Annotated in this window: 7 protein-coding genes, 41 tRNA genes and 2 rRNA genes; 49 read left to right on the top strand and 1 reads right to left on the bottom strand. The window is 39.9% G+C overall.

Going from position 1 to position 16,291, the window contains the following annotated elements:
* Positions 1 to 135 precede the first annotated feature (135 nt).
* The 49 genes from AC6I0I_RS03335 to AC6I0I_RS03575 all read left to right on the top strand — a co-directional run bounded on the left by AC6I0I_RS03335 (position 136) and on the right by AC6I0I_RS03575 (position 14,519).
* Positions 136 to 212, top strand: a tRNA-Glu gene (locus tag AC6I0I_RS03335).
* A gap of 14 nt (positions 213 to 226) precedes the next feature.
* Positions 227 to 303 (top strand) — tRNA-Pro (locus AC6I0I_RS03340).
* A gap of 9 nt (positions 304 to 312) precedes the next feature.
* Positions 313 to 389: transfer RNA gene (locus AC6I0I_RS03345), tRNA-Met, on the top strand.
* Between the two features lie 18 nt (positions 390 to 407).
* Positions 408 to 500, top strand: a tRNA-Ser gene (locus tag AC6I0I_RS03350).
* Between the two features lie 19 nt (positions 501 to 519).
* Positions 520 to 595, top strand: a tRNA-Met gene (locus AC6I0I_RS03355).
* A 3-nt stretch (positions 596 to 598) separates the two neighbouring features.
* Positions 599 to 674 (top strand) — tRNA-Asp (locus tag AC6I0I_RS03360).
* An 18-nt stretch (positions 675 to 692) separates the two neighbouring features.
* A tRNA-Lys gene (locus AC6I0I_RS03365) sits at positions 693 to 768 on the top strand.
* A gap of 7 nt (positions 769 to 775) precedes the next feature.
* A tRNA-Arg gene (locus tag AC6I0I_RS03370) sits at positions 776 to 852 on the top strand.
* 15 nt (positions 853 to 867) lie between these two features.
* Positions 868 to 944 (top strand) — tRNA-Glu (locus AC6I0I_RS03375).
* A 14-nt stretch (positions 945 to 958) separates the two neighbouring features.
* Positions 959 to 1,034 (top strand) — tRNA-Val (locus AC6I0I_RS03380).
* 8 nt (positions 1,035 to 1,042) lie between these two features.
* A tRNA-Gln gene (locus tag AC6I0I_RS03385) sits at positions 1,043 to 1,117 on the top strand.
* 5 nt (positions 1,118 to 1,122) lie between these two features.
* Positions 1,123 to 1,198 (top strand) — tRNA-Lys (locus AC6I0I_RS03390).
* Between the two features lie 35 nt (positions 1,199 to 1,233).
* Positions 1,234 to 1,322 (top strand) — tRNA-Leu (locus tag AC6I0I_RS03395).
* A gap of 8 nt (positions 1,323 to 1,330) precedes the next feature.
* Positions 1,331 to 1,407, top strand: a tRNA-Arg gene (locus AC6I0I_RS03400).
* Positions 1,408 to 1,423: 16 nt separating this feature from the next.
* Positions 1,424 to 1,500, top strand: a tRNA-Glu gene (locus AC6I0I_RS03405).
* A gap of 14 nt (positions 1,501 to 1,514) precedes the next feature.
* Positions 1,515 to 1,590, top strand: a tRNA-Val gene (locus tag AC6I0I_RS03410).
* 6 nt (positions 1,591 to 1,596) lie between these two features.
* Positions 1,597 to 1,672: transfer RNA gene (locus tag AC6I0I_RS03415), tRNA-Thr, on the top strand.
* A 4-nt stretch (positions 1,673 to 1,676) separates the two neighbouring features.
* A tRNA-His gene (locus tag AC6I0I_RS03420) sits at positions 1,677 to 1,752 on the top strand.
* A 4-nt stretch (positions 1,753 to 1,756) separates the two neighbouring features.
* Positions 1,757 to 1,830: transfer RNA gene (locus AC6I0I_RS03425), tRNA-Gly, on the top strand.
* Between the two features lie 896 nt (positions 1,831 to 2,726).
* Positions 2,727 to 2,803 (top strand) — tRNA-Glu (locus tag AC6I0I_RS03430).
* A 14-nt stretch (positions 2,804 to 2,817) separates the two neighbouring features.
* Positions 2,818 to 2,893 (top strand) — tRNA-Val (locus AC6I0I_RS03435).
* Between the two features lie 6 nt (positions 2,894 to 2,899).
* Positions 2,900 to 2,975 (top strand) — tRNA-Thr (locus AC6I0I_RS03440).
* Between the two features lie 16 nt (positions 2,976 to 2,991).
* Positions 2,992 to 3,076, top strand: a tRNA-Tyr gene (locus tag AC6I0I_RS03445).
* Positions 3,077 to 3,084: 8 nt separating this feature from the next.
* A tRNA-Gln gene (locus AC6I0I_RS03450) sits at positions 3,085 to 3,159 on the top strand.
* A gap of 5 nt (positions 3,160 to 3,164) precedes the next feature.
* A tRNA-Lys gene (locus tag AC6I0I_RS03455) sits at positions 3,165 to 3,240 on the top strand.
* 35 nt (positions 3,241 to 3,275) lie between these two features.
* Positions 3,276 to 3,364, top strand: a tRNA-Leu gene (locus tag AC6I0I_RS03460).
* A 6-nt stretch (positions 3,365 to 3,370) separates the two neighbouring features.
* Positions 3,371 to 3,479 (top strand): 5S ribosomal RNA (gene rrf, locus AC6I0I_RS03465).
* Positions 3,480 to 3,489: 10 nt separating this feature from the next.
* Positions 3,490 to 3,566 (top strand) — tRNA-Asn (locus tag AC6I0I_RS03470).
* Positions 3,567 to 3,618: 52 nt separating this feature from the next.
* Positions 3,619 to 3,695, top strand: a tRNA-Met gene (locus AC6I0I_RS03475).
* 18 nt (positions 3,696 to 3,713) lie between these two features.
* A tRNA-Ser gene (locus AC6I0I_RS03480) sits at positions 3,714 to 3,806 on the top strand.
* Between the two features lie 19 nt (positions 3,807 to 3,825).
* Positions 3,826 to 3,901, top strand: a tRNA-Met gene (locus AC6I0I_RS03485).
* A gap of 3 nt (positions 3,902 to 3,904) precedes the next feature.
* Positions 3,905 to 3,980 (top strand) — tRNA-Asp (locus AC6I0I_RS03490).
* A gap of 11 nt (positions 3,981 to 3,991) precedes the next feature.
* A tRNA-Phe gene (locus AC6I0I_RS03495) sits at positions 3,992 to 4,067 on the top strand.
* An 8-nt stretch (positions 4,068 to 4,075) separates the two neighbouring features.
* Positions 4,076 to 4,150 (top strand) — tRNA-Gln (locus AC6I0I_RS03500).
* A 5-nt stretch (positions 4,151 to 4,155) separates the two neighbouring features.
* Positions 4,156 to 4,231: transfer RNA gene (locus AC6I0I_RS03505), tRNA-Lys, on the top strand.
* A 35-nt stretch (positions 4,232 to 4,266) separates the two neighbouring features.
* Positions 4,267 to 4,355: transfer RNA gene (locus tag AC6I0I_RS03510), tRNA-Leu, on the top strand.
* A gap of 7 nt (positions 4,356 to 4,362) precedes the next feature.
* Positions 4,363 to 4,471 (top strand): 5S ribosomal RNA (rrf, locus tag AC6I0I_RS03515).
* Positions 4,472 to 4,480: 9 nt separating this feature from the next.
* A tRNA-Asn gene (locus tag AC6I0I_RS03520) sits at positions 4,481 to 4,557 on the top strand.
* A gap of 6 nt (positions 4,558 to 4,563) precedes the next feature.
* Positions 4,564 to 4,639, top strand: a tRNA-Thr gene (locus tag AC6I0I_RS03525).
* 12 nt (positions 4,640 to 4,651) lie between these two features.
* Positions 4,652 to 4,725 (top strand) — tRNA-Trp (locus AC6I0I_RS03530).
* Positions 4,726 to 4,727: 2 nt separating this feature from the next.
* Positions 4,728 to 4,803: transfer RNA gene (locus AC6I0I_RS03535), tRNA-His, on the top strand.
* Between the two features lie 4 nt (positions 4,804 to 4,807).
* Positions 4,808 to 4,881, top strand: a tRNA-Gly gene (locus AC6I0I_RS03540).
* Positions 4,882 to 4,973: 92 nt separating this feature from the next.
* Complete coding sequence (locus AC6I0I_RS03545) at positions 4,974 to 6,308, top strand: CoA-disulfide reductase (RefSeq protein ID WP_202618671.1); 1,335 nt, start codon at positions 4,974 to 4,976, stop codon at positions 6,306 to 6,308.
* A gap of 113 nt (positions 6,309 to 6,421) precedes the next feature.
* Entirely contained in the window at positions 6,422 to 6,709 is a 288-nt protein-coding gene (locus AC6I0I_RS03550) for a hypothetical protein (RefSeq protein WP_161830757.1), read from the top strand.
* Positions 6,710 to 6,823: 114 nt separating this feature from the next.
* Positions 6,824 to 11,224 (top strand): PDDEXK-like endonuclease domain-containing protein, encoded by a 4,401-nt coding sequence (locus AC6I0I_RS03555; RefSeq protein ID WP_262953530.1) that lies wholly within the window; start codon positions 6,824 to 6,826, stop codon positions 11,222 to 11,224.
* 104 nt (positions 11,225 to 11,328) lie between these two features.
* Positions 11,329 to 11,412: transfer RNA gene (locus tag AC6I0I_RS03560), tRNA-Leu, on the top strand.
* Positions 11,413 to 11,646: 234 nt separating this feature from the next.
* Complete coding sequence (locus AC6I0I_RS03565) at positions 11,647 to 12,546, top strand: cation diffusion facilitator family transporter (RefSeq protein WP_161830902.1); 900 nt, start codon at positions 11,647 to 11,649, stop codon at positions 12,544 to 12,546.
* Between the two features lie 249 nt (positions 12,547 to 12,795).
* Entirely contained in the window at positions 12,796 to 13,833 is a 1,038-nt protein-coding gene (locus AC6I0I_RS03570) for a patatin-like phospholipase family protein (RefSeq protein ID WP_161830759.1), read from the top strand.
* Positions 13,834 to 14,333: 500 nt separating this feature from the next.
* Entirely contained in the window at positions 14,334 to 14,519 is a 186-nt protein-coding gene (locus tag AC6I0I_RS03575; RefSeq protein WP_161830760.1) for a hypothetical protein, read from the top strand.
* A gap of 220 nt (positions 14,520 to 14,739) precedes the next feature.
* On the opposite strand, the gene AC6I0I_RS03580 is transcribed toward AC6I0I_RS03575, so the two are convergent.
* Entirely contained in the window at positions 14,740 to 16,098 is a 1,359-nt protein-coding gene (locus AC6I0I_RS03580; RefSeq protein WP_161830761.1) for a sodium-dependent transporter, read from the bottom strand.
* Positions 16,099 to 16,291: the final 193 nt, after the last annotated feature.

Consider the following 16,291-nt stretch of genomic DNA (forward strand, 5'->3'; position numbering starts at 1 on the left):
CAGAAAAAAACTTTGACAAATAAAAAGAATGATGATATTATAAAAAAGTCCTAAAAAACGACAAAAACAAATAAAAAAAAGTATTTGACAAATCTTGTTGGATGTGTTAAGATAAAAAAAGTCGTCTTGAGAGAAGGCCCGTTGGTGAAGCGGTTTAACACACATGCCTTTCACGCATGCATACACGGGTTCGAATCCCGTACGGGTCACCATTAAAAATAAAGATCGGGAAGTGGCTCAGCTTGGTAGAGCACCTGGTTTGGGACCAGGGGGTCGCAGGTTCGAATCCTGTCTTCCCGACCATAATAAGAAGGCGGAGTAGCTCAACTGGCTAGAGCGTACGGTTCATACCCGTGAGGTTGGGGGTTCGAGTCCCTCCTCCGCTACCAAAACGAATATGGAAAAATGGAGGAATACCCAAGTCCGGCTGAAGGGATCGGTCTTGAAAACCGACAGGGCGTGAAAGCGTCGCGGGGGTTCGAATCCCTCTTCCTCCGCCATATTAAAATAAATAAACATCGCGGGGTGGAGCAGTTGGTAGCTCGTCGGGCTCATAACCCGAAGGTCGCAGGTTCAAGTCCTGTCCCCGCAACCAAAAGGTCCAGTGGTGTAGCGGTTAACATGCCTGCCTGTCACGCAGGAGATCGCGGGTTCGATTCCCGTCTGGACCGCCATTTAAATAATAAATAAAAGTCCTGCTAGCTCAGTTGGTAGAGCATCTGACTTTTAATCAGAGGGTCAGAGGTTCGAGTCCTCTGCAGGACACCATTTTAAAGCGCCCATAGCTCAATTGGATAGAGCGTTTGACTACGGATCAAAAGGTTAGGGGTTCGACTCCTCTTGGGCGCGCCATAAAAAGTGTTAAGAGGCCCGTTGGTGAAGCGGTTTAACACACATGCCTTTCACGCATGCATACACGGGTTCGAATCCCGTACGGGTCACCATTAAAAATAAAAGTGGAGGATTAGCTCAGCTGGGAGAGCATCTGCCTTACAAGCAGAGGGTCGGCGGTTCGAGCCCGTCATCCTCCACCATATAAGAATGGGCTATAGCCAAGCGGTAAGGCAACGGACTTTGACTCCGTCATGCGCTGGTTCGAATCCAGCTAGCCCAGCCAATGATGTCCTGCTAGCTCAGTTGGTAGAGCATCTGACTTTTAATCAGAGGGTCAGAGGTTCGAGTCCTCTGCAGGACACCATTTTGAAAAAAGGCGCGTGCCTGAAATAATGAAATGCCTGGGTGGCGGAACTGGTAGACGCACAGGACTTAAAATCCTGCGGGTGGTGACACCCGTGCCGGTTCGATTCCGGCCCTAGGCACCAACTTAAAAGCGCCCATAGCTCAATTGGATAGAGCGTTTGACTACGGATCAAAAGGTTAGGGGTTCGACTCCTCTTGGGCGCGCCATAAAAAGCGTTAAAAAGGCCCGTTGGTGAAGCGGTTTAACACACATGCCTTTCACGCATGCATACACGGGTTCGAATCCCGTACGGGTCACCATTAAAAATAAAAGTGGAGGATTAGCTCAGCTGGGAGAGCATCTGCCTTACAAGCAGAGGGTCGGCGGTTCGAGCCCGTCATCCTCCACCATAAAGAGCCGGAATAGCTCAATTGGTAGAGCAACTGACTTGTAATCAGTAGGTTGCGGGTTCAAGTCCTGCTTCCGGCACCATATGGCGATTGTGGCGAAGTGGTTAACGCATCGGATTGTGGCTCCGACATTCGTGGGTTCGATTCCCATCAGTCGCCCCAGTATGCGGGTGTAGTTTAATGGTAGAACTTCAGCCTTCCAAGCTGACTGTGAGAGTTCGATTCTCTTCACCCGCTCCAATATGAATTTTAACATCCTTCGGGGTGTTTTTTTTTGCATCTATCTTATTCTTTCGCCCTATATGTATCATTAAATTAAGGTTTCTATTTAAATATAGTCAATGAGGGTAAAAAAACTTTCTGAATGCTTATTGAAGACTAGTTTAAAATTAAATACGCCAATTTGAGTGTAAATCGTAATAAAAAGAAAGTAATAGGTTTAGTAGATATATCTAGATTAAATAAGCTTGGTGCGAAAAGTAATTTTTGAACTTTTAAAAAAGGTCCATGTTTTTTATTAAATGTGTGTCATATGTTTTGGTACCCACATGTAAAAGCGGATGACGGAAAGAGGCACATTTATTAAAGAGAAGTGGGGGATAGGTTGGTTTAATAGACAAGAATAGACTTATTAAGCGGTTATCATTACTTCAAATGATGCGCTATTAACTTTAGGTTTCTGAAATGGATAGGTCATATTTCACTTAAGGAGAGTAGAATAGATGAAGGATATTAGAAATTTTCGTTTTAGGATGGTTATAGATTTTTTTTATACGTGGTACTTATTATTTAGAAGGGGAGAAGACGTTATATTATTGAAGTGAACGGTTATAAGGTTTTCCAATCGAGGATAACGTGAGAAGACTATTAATGATTGATTATCTGTTAAGGATACTTGTTCAATAGCATGGATACGATATTTACGCTTAATGAATCCCATTTAAATAAAACTCAGGGATCTTGTGAAATCAGATTATAGACTTTTTATGCTCAACCTATTTATCACGTGAAACATTCCATTGAGGCTTTAATAGGAAAGGAAGGTTGGATAGAGTAAAAGAGACTGAAAAAATAAAAAAAACAAAAAAACTTTTTGACATAGGGTTTGAATCGTGATAAAATAAAAAAGTCGAAAAGGCCCGTTGGTGAAGCGGTTTAACACACATGCCTTTCACGCATGCATACACGGGTTCGAATCCCGTACGGGTCACCATTAAAAATAAAAGTGGAGGATTAGCTCAGCTGGGAGAGCATCTGCCTTACAAGCAGAGGGTCGGCGGTTCGAGCCCGTCATCCTCCACCATAAAGAGCCGGAATAGCTCAATTGGTAGAGCAACTGACTTGTAATCAGTAGGTTGCGGGTTCAAGTCCTGCTTCCGGCACCATATAACAAAAGAATACGGTGGGGTAGCGAAGTGGCTAAACGCGGCGGACTGTAAATCCGCTCTCTGAGAGTTCGGCGGTTCGAATCCGTCCCCCACCACCACTTAAGAATGGGCTATAGCCAAGCGGTAAGGCAACGGACTTTGACTCCGTCATGCGCTGGTTCAAATCCAGCTAGCCCAGCCAATGATGTCCTGCTAGCTCAGTTGGTAGAGCATCTGACTTTTAATCAGAGGGTCAGAGGTTCGAGTCCTCTGCAGGACACCATTTTAAAAAAAGGCGCGTGCCTGAAATAATGAAATGCCTGGGTGGCGGAACTGGTAGACGCACAGGACTTAAAATCCTGCGGGTGGTGACACCCGTGCCGGTTCGATTCCGGCCCTAGGCACCAAAAAGGTCCAGTAATGATAGCAAGAAGGTCACACCTGTTCCCATACCGAACACAGAAGTTAAGCTTCTTAGCGCCGATTGTAGTACGAAAGTGCGAGAGTAGGACGTTGCTGGGCAATAAAAAAAGCCTCAATAGCTCAGTTGGTTAGAGCACTTGACTGTTAATCAAGGGGTCCTAGGTTCGAGTCCTAGTTGGGGCGCCATAAAATATTATCTTTTAGAAAGATTATATTTGAAAAATTAATATAAAATGAAGGCGGAGTAGCTCAACTGGCTAGAGCGTACGGTTCATACCCGTGAGGTTGTGGGTTCGAGTCCCTCCTCCGCTACCAAAATAAATATGGAAAAATGGAGGAATACCCAAGTCCGGCTGAAGGGATCGGTCTTGAAAACCGACAGGGCGTGAAAGCGTCGCGGGGGTTCGAATCCCTCTTCCTCCGCCATATTAAAATAAATAAACATCGCGGGGTGGAGCAGTTGGTAGCTCGTCGGGCTCATAACCCGAAGGTCGCAGGTTCAAGTCCTGTCCCCGCAACCAAAAGGTCCAGTGGTGTAGCGGTTAACATGCCTGCCTGTCACGCAGGAGATCGCGGGTTCGATTCCCGTCTGGACCGCCATTTAAATAAAAGGCTTGGTAGCTCAGTCGGTAGAGCAAAGGACTGAAAATCCTTGTGTCGGCGGTTCGATTCCGTCCCAAGCCACCATTTAAGAATGGGCTATAGCCAAGCGGTAAGGCAACGGACTTTGACTCCGTCATGCGCTGGTTCGAATCCAGCTAGCCCAGCCAATGATGTCCTGCTAGCTCAGTTGGTAGAGCATCTGACTTTTAATCAGAGGGTCAGAGGTTCGAGTCCTCTGCAGGACACCATTTTGAAAAAAGGCGCGTGCCTGAAATAATGAAATGCCTGGGTGGCGGAACTGGTAGACGCACAGGACTTAAAATCCTGCGGGTGGTGACACCCGTGCCGGTTCGATTCCGGCCCTAGGCACCAAAAAAGGTCCAGTAATGATAGCAAGAAGGTCACACCTGTTCCCATACCGAACACAGAAGTTAAGCTTCTTAGCGCCGATGGTAGTACGAAAGTGCGAGAGTAGGACGTTGCTGGGCAACAAAAAAGCCTCAATAGCTCAGTTGGTTAGAGCACTTGACTGTTAATCAAGGGGTCCTAGGTTCGAGTCCTAGTTGGGGCGCCATAAAAAGCCGGAATAGCTCAATTGGTAGAGCAACTGACTTGTAATCAGTAGGTTGCGGGTTCAAGTCCTGCTTCCGGCACCATATTTAAATAATAGGGGTGTAGTTTAACGGTAGAACAGCGGTCTCCAAAACCGTTAGTGTGGGTTCGATTCCTGTCACCCCTGCCATGGCGATTGTGGCGAAGTGGTTAACGCATCGGATTGTGGCTCCGACATTCGTGGGTTCGATTCCCATCAGTCGCCCCAGTATGCGGGTGTAGTTTAATGGTAGAACTTCAGCCTTCCAAGCTGACTGTGAGAGTTCGATTCTCTTCACCCGCTCCAATATGATTTTAACATCCTTCGGGGTGTTTTTTTTATTAAAAATCATATATAATAGTTGAACTGCCAGTGATATTGATTCAGGGAGGTTTATTATGAAAGTGATTATAATCGGTGGTGTTGCTGCTGGGATGAGCGCGGCTGCAAAGTTAAAACGTGCGAATAAGGAAGCCGACGTTGTTGTGTATGAAAAATCTAAGCATGTTTCGTTTGGGGCTTGCGGATTACCTTATTTTGTTGGAAACTTTTTTGAGGATTCAAATAAGATGATTGCTCGAACAGCAGAACAGTTTAATGCTTCAGGTATTTCGGTTAATACAGAACATGAGGTTTTGTCTATTAATACGATGAATCAAACGGTATCGGTTAAAAATTTATTAACTGAAGAGATCTTTACAGATCATTATGATCAATTGATGATTGCAACAGGTGCGAGCGCTATTATTCCTCCGATAAAAAATGTTCATGTAGGGAATGTTTTCACCTTAAAAAGTATGGAAGATGGTCTAGCTTTAAAAAATATGATGACTAATGAGGCTTTAAAACGTATTGCGATTGTTGGAGCAGGATTTATTGGTTTAGAGGTTGTTGAGGCAGCTAAGCAATACGGGAAAGAGATACACGTATTTCAATTAAATGACCGCGTACTTGTTGATACATTTGATAAGGAAGTTACAGATATTTTAGAAGAAGAATTAAGACAGCAAGGCGTTCACTTACACTTGAATAATACGGTTACTGAGTTAATCGGCGACACTCAGGTGCAAAAAGTTGTGTCAACTGATGGAATATTTGATATTGATTTAGTTGTTTTAACAACGGGTGTTCGTCCTAATACAACCTTTTTAAAGGATAGTGGCCTTGAGATGACGGCAAATGGAGCAATTATTATTGATGAGGAAGGGCGTACTTCAGTACAGGGCATTTATGCCGCAGGAGATTGTGCAACTATTTCTCATCGTTTAAAGAAGGACCCTGCATATATTCCTTTAGCAACTGGTGCTAATAAGATGGGACGTATTATTGGTGAAAATTTAGCCGGGGCTCATAAGAAGTTTAACGGATCTTTGGCCTCTGCTTGTTTGAAGGTCTTAAGTTTAGAGGCGGGACGCACAGGATTATCCGAAAAAGAAGTGCAAGATTTAGGAATTGATTATCGCTCTGTCTTTATTACTGATATGAACCAAACCTCATACTATCCCGGACAATCTAAAATATCTGTTAAGTTAATTTATGATGCTCATACGAAAGTTATTTTAGGGGGACAGGTTGTTGGACGCAAAGATGCTGTTCAACGTGTTAATGTTTTGGCAACGGCTATTTTTGCACGTTTAACGACAGACCAATTGGCAATGTTAGATTTATGCTATGCACCACCATTTTCAAGAACTTGGGATGTTTTAAATATAGCAGGAAGTGTTGCAAAGTAAAGTTTTGAATGAAAGAACTTATGTCAAACATGAAAACTGTTTAAGACATAAGTTCTTTTTTTGTGTCAAATAGAAAAAAAGTCAATATAATAACTAGTAAAGGAGGGATTATTATGAATGAAAATGATAGTGCTCCTATTAACTGTGATGAATGTCATCATGATCAGGGATTCAGTAAAGAAGTGTTAAAAGAGGCAGGAGTTACAACGGGTTATTTACCAAAGGAAACTCCACCTATAGACCATCCGATGCATCGCCGATTACATTTTTTGATGTTTTTAATTTTAATCTTCTTTTTCTTAATTGTGGTTCTAATCGGAGGCAGTCGTCTTTCTTTAACAGGGGAGGAAAAATTAAATACGGAATTGGTAGAAATTCCGATTATTTTAGGAGATGTCTAGTGTTTATAGACATCTTTTGTTTATTTTGTCGGAATATGTAATCCTATAATAGGACGGAGATTGTTAGTTTATGTGATATAATGAAAAAAAGTGTGAATTAAGGGAGTGAAGGGTTTGAACAAGAAGGTAAAGCAGTTATTTGAGTATTTATTAGCACTCCGTCATTTAACGAATCAACCGATTCGTGAGATTAAAATGTATGAAAAAACATGGATGTTAGAAGAGTTGCCTGTTGGTGAAGGATGCTTTCTAGGAGGAGCTGGTGTTGATTCTCGGGCCTATCTAGAGGTGCACCAACAAGTTTTTAAAAATGATTATCCTTCTTTTGACGATAAAATAGGACAGGTATTATCGTTATTAAAATTTGATTACACTAAAGATGGAAGTTCTGTTTGTGAGGTTAATGAACTTAATATAATTATGATGCAGCAACTTAATCAATTAGAAGAAAAGGCAAAAAAAATTGATTTAAATTTTGTAAATTTAACAGATTGGGAACGTTTATTGCTAGATTTTTTTGCGCCGACAATTGAAAAAAATGAGCTTTTTTTACGCCTTGAGGGAGCGGAGTCGACGATGAGACAGTTGCTAAGTGATTATGAGGCTTGGATTAGTAAATGGAGTCAATGGTCACTTGTTCAGAAGAAAAAACGTCAGGTACAAAAGCTTTATGACTACTTTTTTCAATTAAGACAAATGATGAAGTCAGAGGAGCATTCTTTTGAAATAATGATGGGAATTGGGATGTTAACTTATCAGTTAAAGCAGCCGATTCATCACCCGATGCTTGTAATGAGGCTAGAACTTGATTTTGATGCTGAAAATGGTGTCGCTAAATTATTGCCAGGTACCCGCGGTTATCAATTGGATTTAGAAGTTTTAGCAGGGGTTGAGTTTTCTAACCAACAGGAGATTATGCAATTAAAGGAAAGTATTTTGGATCAGTTTATTTCTCCCTTTGATTCGGAGACAACGGAGGGAATTTTGAGGCAATTGGTTCATTATATGCATCCAAGTGGTGCTTATTTGTCAGCTGATGAAGCGCCATTGGTAAGTAAGTTTCCGATGATTAGGCAACAGAGCATGATAGTTGTAAGAAAGCGGTCAGAGGTGTTGCTCAAGGAAGATTTACAGTCAACGATTGAGTATATCAGTGAGGGCGGGATGATTCCAAAGCCGCTTCAAGCGATTATCGATGTAGATGGATTGAAGCAGACTGATTCTGAGGCGCGGGAGTGGAAGAAAACGTGTGAGCAATTATTATTTCCCTTACCTGCGAATGAGGAGCAAAAGGATGTGGCAAGAAGGCTCGCTAATAATATTGCCTTGACTGTACAGGGACCACCGGGTACGGGGAAAAGCCATACGATTGTTAATTTAATTTCTCATTTGTTAGCGCATGGAAAACGTGTGTTAGTAACGAGTGAAAAGGATAAGGCGCTTCGTGTTCTTCTTGAAAAGTTACCGGAGGAAATTCAACCTTTATGCGTGTCTTTTTTAGGGGGAGATCGGCAATCATTAGCCCAAATTGAACAATCTATACGAACAATTTCTGATGGATTAGCTACCTATGATACCAAATTATTGGAAAAAGAGATTCAAGTTTTAAGTCGCCAATTAGACATGGTTCGTCGTCAAATGAGTTTGACTAAAGGTAATCTGGTTCGTTTTAAAGAGTTAGATGCTAAAGGTCAGATGTGGAAGGATAAGCTCTGTCAACCGTATGAATTTGCCCAAATGGTTGCGGCTCACTACGAACGTTTAGGCTGGATTAAGGATAAGGTTGACATGGAGGCGCCCGTCCCTTTAAGTGAGGACCAGTTTATCACTTTATGGGAATTAAAGGGATCATTGCCTAAGCATCATCAAGACGTGGCCCATCTCAAGTTACCCGCCCTCAATCGTTTAATGAGTCTAGAGGAGTATCGTAAACTATTAAACGAGGAAAGGGGATATTTGACACGGATTGAAGAGCTAAAACTCATGCCGAAGCTGTACGAACTTGAAGAAAATCGAACATTTATTGAAGCATTGAGTCAGCAACTCGAACCACTGTGTCAAAAGATTGATAAATTAAGGGATCCGCTAGAACAAAGGATTTTAGAAGAATGTTTACTCAATGAGGAACGTTCACTTATTTGGGAGACCGTTTTTAATCGATTAAAGGATATTATGAATCGGTTAAATGAGATTGAGGTGCTTTTAGTTAGTGATATTATTGAGTGTAATTATTATGATCATCCTAAATATGATCAAATGATGACGTCATTGAAGGAAAGACTTCAGTCAGGTAAAGGAATTGGCGGCCTTTATTTAACATTTAATTCAGATGTTCGTGCTTTTTATGAGAATACGCGCATTAATGGACATAAAATTTCAACCTTAGATGAATTAAACCGGATAGAGGCTTGGCGACAAAAAAGTGAGTTATTACTCAAATTCTCGAAAATATGGAATAAAAATATGGCCCCAAATGGCGGTGATTATATCGAGGGGAATGAAACCCAGGTCCTTTTCGCGCATAATCAAAAAATGAAACAGTTTGGGATTATTATGGAATGTCTAGCGGAAATTAAGCAATTAAATGCTTTTTTAAGCCCTATTATTTCGGGATATAAGGATATTGGTTATGATAATTTATCTGATTTAAAGGCGCTTTCCTACTCTATTGAACTGACCAAAAATAAAATGAGACAAAAGGGATGGCAGGATGTGTATCAAGTATTATTAAATAAATATAAGCCACTTTTAATCGGTGAACAGATTCACTCGATTGGTCAGGAAATTTATGATGCACTTGTTAATAAAGATTTGGCCTTATTTTCGGAGAAAATTGCAACGATTCAATTTTTGAATCAGATGAAAGAACAATACCAACACTTTTATGAGTTGTTGAATGTATTAAAAGGGACAATGCCTCTTTTTGCAACGGAAATTACGATGAAAATAGGGGTGAAAGAACCGCTACCTGGAACCCTTCAAGAAATGATTGATTATGCTAAATTGGTTACCTTTTTAGACTCACTAGAGGATTGGAAAAGCGGTGAGTTAGAAACAAAACTTAGGATGCTTGAAAAAGAGGAAACATCCCTTATAAAGCAATTAATTTTTAAGATGACGTGGAATAATCTTTTAAATCGGGTTACCCCAGAGGAAGATCGTGCTCTGCAAACATGGATGCAAGTCATGAATCGTATTGGAAAGGGAACGGGGCGCCAAGCTCAAAAGTTTAGGAGAGAGGCAAGGCTTGAAATGGAAAAGTGTCAAAGTGCAATTCCGGTTTGGATCATGCCCGCTAAGGAGGCCATTGAAAACTTCAAGGTGAATCCGGAGTTATTTGATGTCGTAATTATTGATGAAAGTAGCCAATGTAATGTGTTGAGCTTACCGCTATTAATGCGTGGGAAGCGTGTGGTTATTGTCGGAGACGATCAACAGATTAGTCCAGTGATGCCTGGAATTTCGGATGCCTCAGTTAAAAGTTTAATGGATCGTTATTTATATAATATTGAAAATGGCAATACATATGATTTGAAAACATCACTTTATGATATTGCATGTCGAGTTTTTTCAAGTAAAGGGAAGTTGATGTTAAAGGAACATTTTCGTTGTGTTCCTGAAATCATAGGTTTTTCAAATAAGCTCGCCTATTTTAATGAGATGATTCCATTAAAGTTACCTGAGTTATCAGAGCGGATCGGGCAACCTGTCATGTCTATTTACGTTGAGAATGGTGCGCGTGATGAGCGAAAGACGAATCTTAACGAGGCCATCCGTATTGTTGAAGATATTAAGTCTTGTGTTGAAAATAAGAATTATGAAGGTAAGAGTATCGGGGTTATTTCGTTATTAGGAGGGGAACAGGCTAAGTTAATTCAGCGGTTACTGTTAGACGCAATTGGCGAGAAGGTAATGGTTGAACGTCAAATTATTTGTGGTGATTCTTATTCATTTCAGGGGGATGAGCGTGACGTGATGTTTTTATCGCTTGTTATCGCACCCAATATGAGATATAACGCATTAAATAAGAAAATGTATACGCAACGATTCAATGTTGCGGCAAGTCGAGCCCGTTCTCAAATGCGACTGTATCATTCGGTAACATTGAGCCAGTTGTCATCTGAGGATTTAAGATATGAATTATTAGCGTATTGTCAACATCCGAAACCTATGTATGAACTAGTGAGTCGCGAGTGCGAGACGATGTTAGAGTGTGATGTGAAAAAGGCGTTAGAGTCTTATGGTTATGCTGTTAAATCTAAAGTATCTATTGGAAAATATCAGATGGACCTTGTGATTGAGAGTGGGCGTTACAGATTAGCGATTGAGTGTGATGGCGATACGTTCTATGGTGTTGAAAAGATTGAACAGGAGATGGAACGTCAACGTGTTCTTGAAAGAGCCGGATGGACATTTATACACCTTCGCGGAAGTGTTTTTTATCGCAATCAGGAAAAGGCGTTACAACCTATTTTAGATCAAATTGAAAAACTAGATCGGGGGTTAATAACTTAGGGGCTATTTCCCCTAAGTTATTTAAAAGAAAATTTAAAGAAAAAATAGCAGTTTCAGGGTTGATTTTTACCTCAAATTTGGTATAATAAAAATGTAAGTGAATGGCGGGTATGGCGGAATTGGCAGACGCGCTAGATTTAGGCTCTAGTACCTTCGGTGTGCAGGTTCGACTCCTGTTACCCGCACCAATTTATATCATGAAAGGTGTCCTCAGGGACGCTTTTTTTGCGTTTTCATATTCACGGAAATAGCTTTAAATTGAAGATCTCTAAGCGGTTCAATCATAACCATAGAAATCGAGGATAACTTAGAGGTCGTATTGTCTATTTTTGTTTTAAAATAGAAAAAAGAAAAAATCAAATTTTCTTGATGAGGCGAGTATAATTCAATATAGATTGTAGAAAAGGAAAGTTGTGAAAGAAATGAATAGACGCCTAGAAGAGAAAAAAGAACAGGTTGCATTAAAGATTTCTTTAGGAGCGGGTATTTTATTTGTACTAGTTGAGCTCTTAGTCGCTATTTTATCAAAGTCTCAGGCTGTTTTAATGGATTCGGTTTATGATACGTCGGAGCTTGTTATGATTTTATTTTCATTAAAATTAGTTCCGCTTCTTTATAAACCAGTGAGTGAAAAACAGCCGTATGGTTATTCTCAAGTTGAGTCATTATTTATTGCGATTAAGGGATTTGTTCTTGTTTCGGTAACCGTTGCATTAATCGTAAATAATGTTCAGATTATGTTTCACGGCGGACGAGATGTTCAATTTTTACCGATTGCCTACTTTGAGCTATTTGCGACGGTTCTTGGAGGAGCCGTGATGTTAATTTTAAGAAGGATGAATCGTTTGGCGAATTCGCCAATTTTAAGAACAGAAATTATGGAGTGGACGATTGATGCGGTGGCTAGTTTTGGAATGGCCCTTGCTTTTTTCTTGCCAGCGTTAATTCATCATCCATGGCTTGAGCGCATGCTTCCCTATTTAGATCAGGTGATTGCCATTTTTTTATCATTTTTTGTATTACCCCTACCTATCCGTGCCGTTGTAACAGCTATGAGAGATATTTTCTTAATGGCCCCGGAAGAGGAAACAATGAGGATTATCAAGGAAAAATGTGAACCTATTTTAACGTATTATGGATTAGAAGAAGCAACCTATGATGTAGTTCGTACGGGAAGAAAAGTGTGGATTTCAATTTATATTTTACCGATGGATGAATTTATATCTGTTACACTCTATTCAAAAGTCCAAGATTTGTTGGAGGTTTCATTGGCGGAAGAGTTCAACGATTTTTATATTGAGTTATTGCCAGATATTTTATAAATGAACCCGATCATTCATCTCGTCTATTTAGGAGGGGAGTCTTATCAAACCCATAGGAACGACACGCATAGTGGTGTGGCTTCTATGGGTTTGATTTTTATGATTTAAGCGGGAAAAACGTGGTTTTTAGGTATCTGAATAAGATGCAAATGGCAATTTTGTATATATAGACGGAGAAAACTGTATTTTTTTGTTTTAATGCATATAGTTAATAGTAGGCTAAATCTGATGTGAAAAGGGGGAGTTTACGTGAAAAAGAAAATCTGTATTTTATCGATTGATGGGGGAGGAATCCGCGGAATCATTCCTGCAAAAATTTTAGTAAGATTGGAGAAGTTGTTGCAGGAGTACAGTCGAAATCCTCAAGCAAGAATTAGTGATTATTTCGATTTAATCGCGGGAACAAGTACAGGGAGTATTTTAACAGGGCTCTATTTATGCCCAAGTGATGGTGAGAGGAAGATGGCCAAATATACAGCCCAGCAAGCGTTAGATTTATATTTAAATGAAGGGGCCAAATTATTTCAACGTTCTTGGAAAACAAAGTTTTTTGACTACTTTGGGCTGCTAAATCCGTTATATAAAGAGAATCGGTTAGAGGACATCCTTACCGAATATATAGGTGATTTAAGGCTATCGGAGCTATTAAAACCGTGTTTAATCCCGAGTTATGATATTGAAAGCGGGAAGGCGGTATTTTTCAATCAAGTAACGGCTATTAAAGATAAGAGCCGTGATTTACTTGTTAAAGATGTCATTCGGGCCTCAACAGCTGCTCCAACTTATTTTCCGGTAAAAAATGTCTTAAACCCTGTCCATCATCATTCACACACGTTTATAGATGGGGGATTGGTTGCGAATAACCCAACATTATGTGCGTATATTGAGGCGTGTAAATTTGAAGGATATTCCGATACAGATGATATTATGATTCTATCTCTTGGAACAGGGGCAAGGGATCAAACTTATCAGTATCAGCATTCTAAAAGATGGGGAAAAGTCGGCTGGATTGTTCCGCTAATTCATATTTATGGCTCAGTAGGGTCACAAACGGTCGATCATCAATTGGTACAACTTTATCAACGCCATCATATTCGAAGTCAATATGTTCGAATTGAACCGAATTTAGGAAGTTTTGGAGTGAGCCATGCCATGGATGATGTAAGTATAAAAAATATCTTGGCGCTAGAGGCAGTAGGAGAGCGGATGGTTGAAGAGTATGATGAACAATTGAAAAGTTTTGTTCGTCAACTTTGTCTGAATCACGACTTAAAAGTCTCAAAATAATCAATGGTAAAGAAGAATTGGGGGCTAGTTTTACACCACCTTCTTCTTTTTATAGGTAGTCAAACACCTCAAAAAAGGGGCACTTTTAAAAGGAATGAAGAAGAGATAGGGTCTAGTACCTTCATCGTAGACAAAAAAATAAAAGCGACACTATCAATGATGATAGAATCGCTTTTGGGTCTACTACGGAGGTACTTTTTCTTATGCAAGCCAACAAGATTAATCGCCACTTTACTTATTCCAAGGAATTAAAACTTCATGCCGTTAAACTTTATTTGTGAACAATTGAAAATCCAAGATCCAAAGCGTATTTATGTTTGGGCGAAAGTTTATTAGGATCAAGGTGAACTGGCTTTCATTGACTAACGAGGCAAAAAGGCCACAGGGCGTCCTAAAACAAAACTGAGGATCTTTGAAAAAGAAGTGGAATATTTACGTGAACACCATTTATTATTAAAAAAGTCAATCAAGAGAAAAAAAAGGGGGGCTAAGGACACAAGATGAATTTGAATTTATTCATGAGCATGCCAAAGAACTTTCCCTTAGCCGTCTTATTTAGCTTAACCTTTGTTTCGTCATCAGGCTATTATACTTGCTTAAAAAGATATGCTACACCCCGTGTTGATCGTGACGAGGAGTTTTATCGTTTAATTTTAGACGTGTTTAATGATTCGAATGGGATCTAGGGTGTAAGAAGAATTAAACAGGCATTACTTAACAAATACGGATGGATTGTTAATCATAAATGCAGTCGTCGTATTAGGCGTAACTATCCCTTAGCCTGTGTTTTACCTAAGCCTAAGTTCAAGCATCGCCCATAACCTCTTATAATACCAAACGCATTCAAAAAAATACGGTATGAGTCCCGTTGAATAGAGACTTCATACCGTATAAATTCGCTTTTTATTAAAAGAGGGCTTGGATTCCTGTTAAGAAGACAATAGCAATCGCAAGCGGTGCAATAAATTTAGTGATTGTTAAATAAATCATCGTTGTTTTAATGGAGCAGGCCCCTTGCTGTAATTCATCGGCTACTTCATCTTTTTTCATGATAAATCCGAGGAAACTAATGATAAGCAACCCTCCAATCGGCAGAATCACATTAGCCGATAATAAATCCATCCAATCAAATAATGTATTCCCATTAAAAGAAAGGGTTGTATTTGGTGTCTGTGATAAAGAGCAGAAGATTGCGATAATGATGACGGCAATACTGGTTAATTTTAAGGCCTTCTGGCGATTAACATTTAGCTCTTCGGTCACATACGTAATAATAACCTCAAAGATCGAAATAACAGAGGTTAAAGCGGCGATAAATAAGAGTAAGAAGAAGAGGGCCCCAAAGATATTTCCACCTGGCATTTGTAAGAAGACATTTGGTAATGTAATGAATACAAGACCTGGTCCGGCCGTTGGATCAATTCCGAATGCGAAGACAGCCGGAAAAATAGCTACCCCTGCGAGTAGAGCAATCATCGTATCGGCCACGGCTATGGAGCAAGTCACCGTTGATAAGTTTTCCTTCTTACTAATGTAAGATCCATAAGTTAACATCGTTCCCATCCCGACGCTTAAAGAGAAGAATGAATGACCGAGTGCGTCTAAAATAGAATTTATCGACACTTCACTAAAGTCAGGTTTAAATAAAAATTTTAACCCTTCAGCTGCACCAGGAAGTGTAATAGCTCTCACCACAAGTAAGATAATGATTCCAACTAGTCCTGGCATTAAAATTTTAGTATATTTTTCAATACCATCCTTAATTCCACCGAATAGAACGACAACTGCTAAGAGAGTGAATATAATCGTATAAATAATAGGCGTATGTCCCGATGAAAAATGATGAAAAGTTTGGGTAATTTGCTCAGAAGACATGCCCGAAAAAGCGTTTGTTAAGCTTAATAAAAAGTAGTGAATCGTATATCCTGCAATAACGGTGTAAAATCCAAGAATCATAAAAGCGGCAATGATACCCAACCATCCAATAACAGGCCATTTCGTATTTGGTGCTAATTTTTTAAATGATCGCACGGCGTTTGCTCCACCGCGTCGTCCAATAATAAATTCTGCTAATAGTACAGGAAGCCCTACTCCGAGAATAGAAATTAAATAAATGAGAATAAAAGCAGATCCCCCATTTTCTCCAACAATATAAGGGAACTTCCAAATGTTACCTAAACCAACTGCGGATCCTGCAGCGGCGGCAATTAATCCAAACCGTGAACTAAATCCATCACGCTTTTGTGTTATTGTTTCTTGACTCATAAAAAAACCTCCTACCATTCTACTTGACATCTTTTTTCATGTCACTCCTCTTTCCTTTTATACTTCTTTAAACCTACCCACCTACAGTACCTACTTCATGGTTTAAATTCATAAAAGTGAGTCTATTTTAGCATTTCATAAAAGGTTTGAAAAGGGCGATGCTTTTGAAAATAAAACGTTTTTTTGTCGAATA

The sequence above is a fragment of the Turicibacter sp. St.80E1 genome, assembly GCF_059728495.1.